This is a genomic window from Clostridium sp. (genome assembly GCF_036642255.1).
Taxonomy (GTDB): domain Bacteria; phylum Bacillota; class Clostridia; order Clostridiales; family Clostridiaceae; genus Clostridium_J.
On sequence record NZ_JAVWDJ010000080.1, the window covers coordinates 1 to 9013 of the forward strand.

Sequence of the window (9013 nt, forward strand, 5' to 3'; positions counted from 1 at the left end):
TTAACTGGTTTTACCTTTTTCTCTGTTTAATTTTCAAAGACCAATTTGTCGCTATCTTGTAGCGTCGTCACCACTTGGCGACTTTCACATCTTATCACCTATTCTCTGTCTTGTCAACACTTTTTTAATTTCTTTTTCAAAAACTAAATTCGTTTTAACTTGTAACTTTGAACTTTAAGTGATTTATTTTGTCACCTCTTAGGGACAAGACATATCTTATCATAGGAAAAACACTTTAGTTATAATTAAATTAATCTAACATGAAGTGTAATGATAAATCCTCTACATTGCTCCTTATTTCTATTTCTTCCTCTTATTGACACACTGGGAACAGTTATATCATAATATCAGAATACATATTCAATTATATTTGAAATACATATAAATCTTATCTTTTACTAGTAACGTTATTGGCCCATTACTAAAGTCATCCATATTAAAAATTATAATGAACTAAAAAATATAGAGCACTATGAAAATTAAATTTACAGTGCTCTACTTTCTTATTGCTTTCTACTTATATATATTATTTTCCCCATTTGTAATTCTCAGATATGCACTATGTCCAACTTGAAAGATATTATCATTAGAGTTTAAGGTTAAAACTATTTCATTGTTCACAATCACCTTATATAGCGAAGTCTTACCTGCATATTTTTTATCAATTATTTTACATCTTACTTCAGATTTTTCCCTAGTTAACAGTATTTGATCATACCTTATCATTAATGATGCACTTTCAATATCATCTGCGACTACTTTAAAATCTCCTAAGATACTTTTAAAAACTCCATTTGCAACTTTTCCTTCTACATAATTAGCTTCTCCAACAAAGTCGGAAAGCTCTCTTGTGAGAGGTTTATTATAAATTTCTGATGGAGTTCCGAATTGTTGTAATTCACCCTTTAATATCACTGCTACTTTATGAGACATCATGAAAGCTTCTTCCTTATCATGAGTTACTAAAATAGTAGTAAACCCAAGTTTCTTTTGAAGATCCATAACAAAGTCTCTCATTGTTTCTTTAAGATTTGTATCTAAATTTGAAAAAGGTTCATCTAGTAATAGTACCCTTGGTTTAACTACAAGAGCTCTTGCTAAGGCTACCCTTTGCTTTTGTCCACCCGAAAGTTCAAAAGGATAATTTTTACCCTTATCCTCTAATTGCATTAGACTTAGCATCTCTTCAACTTTTTTTCTTCTTTCAGATTTATTCGCGTTCCTAACCTTTAATCCAAACTCAATATTTTCAACTATGGTCATATGCGGAAAAAGCCCATAATCTTGAAAAACAATAACTGCATTTCTTTTATTACTATCTACCTCAGTATAATCTTCTCCATTAAAGAAAATCTTCCCCCCATCAGGGGCAAGAAGTCCTGTTATAATTTTAAGCAGAGTAGTTTTTCCACAACCTGAGGGTCCAAGGAGTGATACTAGTTCACCTTCAATAATTTCCATATTTATATTCTTTAAAACTTGTTTTCCATCAAAAGTTTTATATATATTTTCTAGCTTTAAATTAGCCAACTAATGCACCTCCTACACGTAAAATAATCCTTCCAGGTTATAATATTTTTTAACGGTTTTCTCCATTAAAATCAATGATATCAAGGCTGCAAAAATAAATAACAAACTATAAACTGATGCAACCTGAGCCTGACCACTTTGTATGTATGGTATGAATAACATGGGAATTGTAACAATTTTTCCACCACCTATTAAAAAAGTGGTTATATATTGACTTAAAGAAATGGTGAAGCTCATTACTGCAGCAGATAAAATCCCTGGCATTATTATTGGAATTGTTATACTTTTAAATATTTGAAAGCTATTTGCCCCTAAAGTGCTAGCTTGATTCTCATATTTATCTCCTACAATTTCGAAGACATTTATTAGCAGTCTTATGGCATAGGGCAAGGTAAAGACAGTATGAATAAGAGTAACCCCTAGCATTGTTCCTGTAAGTCCAAGCTTAATCATAGCTATTTGTATTCCTGTAGTAACAGTGATACTTGGTACTACAAGAGGGAGCAACACTAATATCTTTATAAATTCTTTTCCCTTAAATCTATAAAGCGCCAAAGCCTTAGCTGTAGGTATGGCAATTGCAATAGTTAATATCATACATAATATTGCTATGATGACACTGGTCATTATAGCTTTTAAAGTATCTGAGTTCCCAGAAAATACGTATGTAATGTATTTTAAAGATAAAGTCTTTGGCAGTAATTGTGGATATGGCCAAGATGCACTTATGGTAAGAATTAAAAGCAAGATTAAAGGAGCACAGCTTCCAATAATAAAGATATAAAATACACTTTTATTTATTAAACTCTTCTTACTCATATAATACCACCCTCTCTTCCTTGCCTTGTAAAATGCTTAAATATTTTCATATATCCCCATACTAATAACATTGATATAATAGAAATTATCATATTTATTACCATGGTATAAGGTCTAAAAGCAAAGTCAGGATTAATGTAATCTATATAAGCCTTTACTGGTAAAGTTACCTTAGATGGACTCCCCAGAAGAAATGGAACTTCAAAGGCCCCAAAATCAAAAGCAAAGGTAATAAGAAATGCGGATAGTATAGATGGTGCTAAAAGAGGAAGAATCACATAAAACAGGGTTTGCCTTGGGCTAGCCCCTAAATTTAAGGATACATCCCTAAGACCTTTGTTGAGATTTTTAAGTACAGCATAAACTGTCATTGTAACAAAAGGTACTTGCTTATATAAATATACAAGTATTATTCCAATACCCTTATTATCATAAACAAAAAGAGGAAATTGTGAAGGGTCATTTACTATTCCTAAAGCATAGATAACCCTAGAAATAATTCCTGTTTGAGAAATAATATATGATATCATCAATACCGCTACAAGATGTGGGATAATTATAGGTGTTTGATAAAGAGCATAGGATAACTTATTGTCCTTTTTTACTTTATTTAGTAGAAAAGCTATAAATACTCCAATCAACACTGATATTATTGAAGATACCAGTGATATGTATAATGTATAGGACAAAGAATTAATAAATTCCTTGTCCTTTAAAACTTCACTATAAAATTTAAAAGTAATTTCATTGAGTCCTACCATAGGAAGATATCCTAAACTTTGAATTATTCCATTTATCACCCCACCGATAAAAATCGTCACCATGATTAATAAAAATGGCAGAACTAAAAAGTATGGTTTATATTTATTATACATTATTCTTTTAATACCTTCTCCTCCCATAACTTCTCTATTATCGCAACCTTTTCTGCTTGAATTTCTGGTTTTCTCTTACTGAATAATTCTTCTGGAGTTAAAATTCCTTTTCCATTATCAATGTTGTTTAAGGCTGCCTTTTCCTCTGAAGATAATTTATTCACATCAAATACAGGAAGGTCTCCCCAATTTTTCACATCATATTTAGTAGTTTGCATTTCTGAACTTATTATGTGATTGATAAGCACTAATGCAGCATCCTTGTTAGGAGCATTAAATGGCACCGCCATATAATGAGTATTTCCTATATTTCCTTTATCAAAAACAAATGTTTGAGAAGTTTCTGTAAATTCTTTTGATGAAATTTTTTGTGCTGCATACAATGGAGTGTAACTCATAGTTATTAATGATTGACCATCCATATACATTTTGTCAACAGTACCATTATCTTTTGGGTAAGTTCTTCCTTCTTCCCATAAATATTTTTCAAGTTCATTTAAGTAATCAAAAGCTGGTTTAATAACTTTATATATTTCTTCTTTATCTGCCTTTGCGTTGTATATTGCATCGTAGCCAACTATATCATAAATTACATTTCTAACAAAAGCACTTCCAGTGAAATCTGGTGGTGCTGGATAGGTAAACTTACCTTTATTTTCTTTTGCAAAGGCTAAAAGCTTCTCTGTACTTGTTGGAAGATCTTTAACTTTAGCTGTATCACCAATAAATACTAACTGTGCTTTTCCATAAGGAACTTCCATTCCATCAATTTTATTCCCAAAGTCATAATTTGCTTCTTGTCCTTGTGTGTCTATGTATTTAGTGAAATTTGTAATTTTGTCTGTTATTGGTCCATATAATAGTTTATTATTTTTTGCGGTATAAAAATTTTCTCCATTAATCCAAACAACGTCAATATCTCCACTTTTACTATTTGCTTGTTTTTCATTGGAAAGCTTATTTAAAATTTCGTCAATATTCATAGGTACACGCTTTAAGTTAATATCATATTTTTCTTTAAGGCTTTTTCCTACCACCTCATCAAGCCATTTATTAGTTGCAGGATCTCCTCCCCAACCATAAAAGGTTACAGTTTTACCCTTTGCAGAAGCTAATGCCTCATCAAAATTGTTTGGTTCTGAGCTAGTGGTATTTTTAGCACTACATCCAGAGATAAATATCATAACAAATGATAAAAGTACCACAATTATTTTTTTTAGTTTTTTCATTGTAAATCCTCCTAATTGTAAATTTATATATTACCTTTAATTGTAATTATGAAACAATTTTTCATAATATATTTGTTTATTCATTGCGTAGCTTTACAAAAAAACATTAACACATATTTGTTCAAATAATAAATCTACTTATTTTATTGCCTCATCACTATAAATCAGCCAATTAACTATAAACTACTAATATAAATTACTAAAAGCTATTTTAGAATTCTTTTTGCCTCCAAAAATCTTTGTCCAGCTGTAAATAGCATCATTGCGGCAAAAACCACCAATATTATTTCTCTAAAATCAGGTAAAATAGCAGCTAAGGAAATCATAATAAAGCCCTCTGTTCTCTCTGCCAAGCCAGCTTGATAGTAAAAAGATTTATTACCACTTTTCTCTACTAAGGCACCTACTGTTAAAAATACAGTCATAGATATAATAATTGCGCTTAAAACTATAGATATGTAAATTCCTATATTAACACTATTGGTCATGCACTCTATTGCAAGAAGCATTGCTATTTCCACTATCCTGTCAAAAAGAATATCCATTAAAGTGCCAATACTGCTGGATGAATTTGTTTTTCGTGCAATGGTTCCATCTAAGGCATCAAGAAATCCTGATAGCCATAATAAAGCTACACCTACTACAGCATTACCAAAGCACACGGCTATTGCTGCAATAATTCCAACTAAAAAAGCCACTATGGTGACTTGGTTGGCTGTAATACCTCTCTTTATAGTAAAATTTGCCACCTTTTCAAACAAGGGCTGAATATACTTTCTTCCTTTTGTATCTAACATGGTATTCTTCCCCCCTCCGTTAAACATCGCTAAGAAAATTATCCCTTTTTAGCAAAGTCCCCTATTAAGGAATATTTTGCGTTGATGTTAAAAATTATCATGAGCTAATTCTATTTAGTTATAATTATATATTACACATAAATTATTTATTAAAACCCTAATTTATTTAATCATAATGTGGTAAAATATGAAACCTTAAATCAAATTTACACATATTTTGTTTTCAAATAGATAAACTTTATTCATTCGAAACCCCTATTAGATATCAAATAAATTATAGTATAAAATTAATTTTGGTTAATAAATTAGAAATGTACATACTCCACGGTATGGTTACTATGAAAAAACTATTATCAACAATATCTTTATTAGCTACTTCAGCATTAGTAGTAGTTATTTGAGCAAACAAAGCTGTTGATCCCTGATAAAAATGCAGGTACTAACACACTAGCTGAAACCAAACTTATGGCTGTGGATAAGGATAAAAAAGATATTAAAATAGCTACTGAAGATATGACTACGTGTTAAAGTTGAAGGAGATAAACTTGAAGTATTTGCTACTTGGATGGGTGCAAACAAAAAGATTCCTTTCAACTACATAATCAAATCAAGTGATTCAAGCCCAATGGATGTTAGATTCGGTGGCATCTTGAAACATAAACTGGAGGTTCTAAGTGATAAATAAAATAACAACGTTGTTAAAAATTTTTTTTCAAAATAAGAAATTGCTAAATTTAATAAAATGGTCAGGATTGTTAATCTTAATAGTAGTTACTCTATGTTTCACTAGTAACATAGATTTTCTTCATGAATGTACACCTGAAAATGTAAAGAACTTTGTTAATTCTTACGGAATCTTAGCTCCTGTAGTCTATATAATCTTGTTTACCTTATCAGCTGTTACCTTATTTCCTGATTCTGTTCTTGCCATCGCTGGTGGAATGTGTTTCGGTTTAAGTGGAGGATTTATATTTACTCTTTTAGGAGCACTTGGAGGCGCAACCTTTGCATATTTTTTAGCAAAAACACTTGATCAAAACTTTATTAAAAAAGTTGTTAAAAAGGATATGTCTAAATTAGAAAATGCCATGAAAAAAGGCGGCTTCTATATTATTTTTATATTAAGACTCATTCCCCTTGTACCTTTTGATGTAATTAGCTATTGTGCAGGTTTTGCAGGAATCAAATATAAAGATTTTGCTTTAGGCACATTAGTTGGCACCATTCCTGGAATTTTTGTATATATAAATCTTGGAGACAAAGCTACAGAGATTGGTTCTTCAAGTTTTTACTTATCCATTGCTCTCTTACTTGCATTAATAGTGGGTTCTTTATTCCTTAAGAAGAAAATTTCTTTTGATAACATAGAAAATCATAATTCTAAGGACACAATTGAGGAAAATCTTATTGAAAATATTTCTGAAGATAAAGCTGAGTTGGAAGCATAATATAGATTTACTAAATTTAATTAATTAAATTCACAATAAAAAGCAAGGATATCTTATATGTTCTCGTTATAATAAGCAGTTAGGTTATCTTAACATTCTTATATAACTCGACATTTTATATTATCCTTGCTTTTTGCTTTATTATTTAAATTATAAACTACATTTTTATTTTATTTGCCTTATTGTTTTTCTAAATTGATTTAATATTCTCAATAAAGTTTTTATAAAATCCAACTCAAAAATTATTATCCCGCTGATAGCTTTATTTCAGTTTAGCAATGATAAAACAATTAATGCTTATATGTCATAAATTAATCTAAAATTACTTAATTGTTTTAGATTTTATCTTAACCTGAAATCTATTCATCCAAGATTTTAAAGAACCCACTGCAGCTGGCATAGAAGATTTACTTGTCCATGTATCGTTAAATACTAAATCTAGTATGTGTAAGGAGTGTTTTCCCCCTTGCACCATTGAATTTCTACAACCTCCACAATAAGTCACAATATAATCTGTATCACACTTCATTGCACTGTCCTGCATTATCTTTTTTGATAAACCTATATTAACAGTATGAATCATTCCACCTGTACCGCAACATGATACATTCTTTTCCTTTTGTTCCTTTACTTTATAACCTAACTCGTCTATTATGCATCTTATACTGTCTTGTAATTCTATATTTCTCATAGAAGCACAAGAATCTTTTATAGAAAACTCTAAATCACTTTGATTTCCTATACCTTTAGCCTCCTCCGGTACTCCTATATCTCTAAGTACAGTCCAGAGAGATTTGACAACATATTCAGGACTTTCTTCACTTACAACTTTAAGGCATGATTGGCACGCTGTTATTATTTCTTTTGCACCACAACCTTTTATCATATTATCAAGATTAGAATACTTTTTCTTAAATTCATCACTTTCTCCTAAATCCTTTGTGGGTCTTCCACAACACCCTAGTAATAGGCCTGTCCCAGGCATTTTATCTTTTATATATTCATAAACCTTAAGTACTAATTCATAATTATATGCACATAAAGTACATCCAGGCATAAAAAGTCTCTCAACTTTATCAGACTCTTTTATAACTCCAGTAAACAGAGGAGAAAAACTAAATTTTTGATGCATATGAATAGTTCCATGTCCTTTTAAGGGGGAGACTCCATTATTCTGATCTACAATATCTTCTCTTAATGCCATAAAGGCATCTTGAATATCTAAATTCTTAGGACACACTAAATTACACTTTCCACATAAACTACAGGAAAATGGAATTATAGTCTCTATACTTTTACTTTCAGACACATTGGTGAAAAATTCCTTAGGCTTATTACAATACTCTTGAAGCATTATACAATTTTTCACACATTTCCCACATTGAATGCAACCCTCTTTAATACTATCAACTCTGCTTAGCGTATTTTCTTTTTTAATAATATATTTATCTTTCATAATCATCTTACCTTTCTACAATTTACTTACAAATTATAAATAAACTCATGTTAGTCAATCACCTTTAGTAAGAATTTCATATCCTAAGAATATATCAATACATCATCCCTTCATGTAGAGAGATGATAAGATATTCATAAGAGTAGCTAACTTTATTTATCTTTTCTCTGAATTCTCAATATTCCTATTTAATTATAACATTCAATTTTAAAAAACCTTAAATTTTCACCATTTAAAAAACCTATAGACTCCTTTAATTCTATAGGTTTGCCTAATTCTATTATAGGTAATTTACTTCTTAATGACTTACTAATTTCTTTTCAAACACAACTCATACTGAACTTATTTCGTTCACTATAATATAACTTTCGTCCTTATGTCAAAATTATAAAAAGCCTATCACTTATATTGCTTATAAATTATTGTTATGTGACTAAGGTTTTCTTTTCAATCATTTCTACAAATATTAGATAAAACAAAAGGGCTGCCCTAAATAGTTTTCAGGACATACCCTTCTTTTTAATTATTAAACTGTTTCTTCTTTTTTCTCATTTTTCTGTTTATCATTATATACCTTTTTTGCAATAGCTATTACTATTGATAAAGCAAATAGTGTTAATAATGCAAGAAATACTTTCTGAGCTCCACCTGTAAGTGTTCCTCCAACGTATGAATACACTATTGTCGCTGGTAATTGGCCTAAACCTGTTGCTATAAAGAATGACCAAAATTTCATATTAGTAAGACCAGCAGCATAACTTACAAAGTCAAAAGAAACAAATGGTAAAAGTCTGCAGATTAGTATTGCAAAATTTCCGTATCTTTCGAAGAAAACATCTATACTTTCCATTGCACCTTT

The 9013-nt window shown here is 30.1% G+C and carries 8 protein-coding genes; 1 reads left to right on the forward strand and 7 read right to left on the reverse strand.

Going from position 1 to position 9013, the window contains the following annotated elements; translation table 11 throughout:
- Positions 1–513 precede the first annotated feature (513 nt).
- The 5 genes from RR409_RS20195 to RR409_RS20215 form a co-directional block, all read right to left on the reverse strand.
- A complete protein-coding gene (locus tag RR409_RS20195; protein ID WP_332559580.1) occupies positions 514–1530 on the reverse strand; it encodes an ABC transporter ATP-binding protein in 1017 nt (338 codons plus the stop codon).
- Between the two features lie 12 nt (positions 1531–1542).
- Positions 1543–2349: an ABC transporter permease subunit gene (locus tag RR409_RS20200; protein WP_332559581.1), complete on the reverse strand. Its 807-nt coding sequence runs from the start codon at positions 2347–2349 to the stop codon at positions 1543–1545.
- Positions 2346–3224, reverse strand: a complete 879-nt coding sequence (locus RR409_RS20205; protein ID WP_332559582.1) for an ABC transporter permease subunit — start codon at positions 3222–3224, stop codon at positions 2346–2348. Before RR409_RS20205 ends, RR409_RS20200 begins: the two co-directional genes overlap by 4 nt.
- Complete coding sequence (locus RR409_RS20210; RefSeq protein ID WP_332559583.1) at positions 3224–4453, reverse strand: ABC transporter substrate-binding protein; 1230 nt, start codon at positions 4451–4453, stop codon at positions 3224–3226. The genes RR409_RS20205 and RR409_RS20210 overlap by 1 nt, the downstream gene beginning before the upstream one ends.
- Before the next feature lie 206 nt (positions 4454–4659).
- Positions 4660–5250, reverse strand: coding sequence for a CDP-alcohol phosphatidyltransferase family protein (locus tag RR409_RS20215; protein WP_332559584.1), 591 nt, complete (start codon positions 5248–5250; stop codon positions 4660–4662).
- A 674-nt stretch (positions 5251–5924) separates the two neighbouring features.
- Here RR409_RS20215 and RR409_RS20220 point away from each other — a divergent pair.
- Entirely contained in the window at positions 5925–6698 is a 774-nt protein-coding gene (locus tag RR409_RS20220; RefSeq protein ID WP_332559585.1) for a TVP38/TMEM64 family protein, read from the forward strand.
- A 322-nt stretch (positions 6699–7020) separates the two neighbouring features.
- Here the strand turns inward: RR409_RS20220 and RR409_RS20225 are convergent, their stop codons facing one another.
- Both RR409_RS20225 and RR409_RS20230 read right to left on the reverse strand, forming a co-directional pair.
- Positions 7021–8154 carry a (Fe-S)-binding protein gene (locus RR409_RS20225; RefSeq protein WP_332559586.1) on the reverse strand — a complete coding sequence of 378 codons (1134 nt, stop codon included), beginning with the start codon at positions 8152–8154 and terminating at the stop codon, positions 7021–7023.
- Between the two features lie 526 nt (positions 8155–8680).
- The coding region (locus RR409_RS20230; RefSeq protein WP_332559587.1) for a VTT domain-containing protein at positions 8681–9013 on the reverse strand (333 nt) is incomplete at its 5' end.

Bases quoted from the DNA above. Each gene is read 5' to 3' on its own strand.
- RR409_RS20200 (WP_332559581.1), bottom strand. From the start codon at position 2,349: ATGAGTAAGAAGAGTTTAATAAATAAAAGTGTATTTTATATCTTTATT.
- RR409_RS20215 (WP_332559584.1), bottom strand. From the start codon at position 5,250: ATGTTAGATACAAAAGGAAGAAAGTATATTCAGCCCTTGTTTGAAAAG.
- RR409_RS20225 (WP_332559586.1), bottom strand. From the start codon at position 8,154: ATGAAAGATAAATATATTATTAAAAAAGAAAATACGCTAAGCAGAGTT.
- RR409_RS20210 (WP_332559583.1), bottom strand. From the start codon at position 4,453: ATGAAAAAACTAAAAAAAATAATTGTGGTACTTTTATCATTTGTTATG.
- RR409_RS20205 (WP_332559582.1), bottom strand. From the start codon at position 3,224: ATGTATAATAAATATAAACCATACTTTTTAGTTCTGCCATTTTTATTA.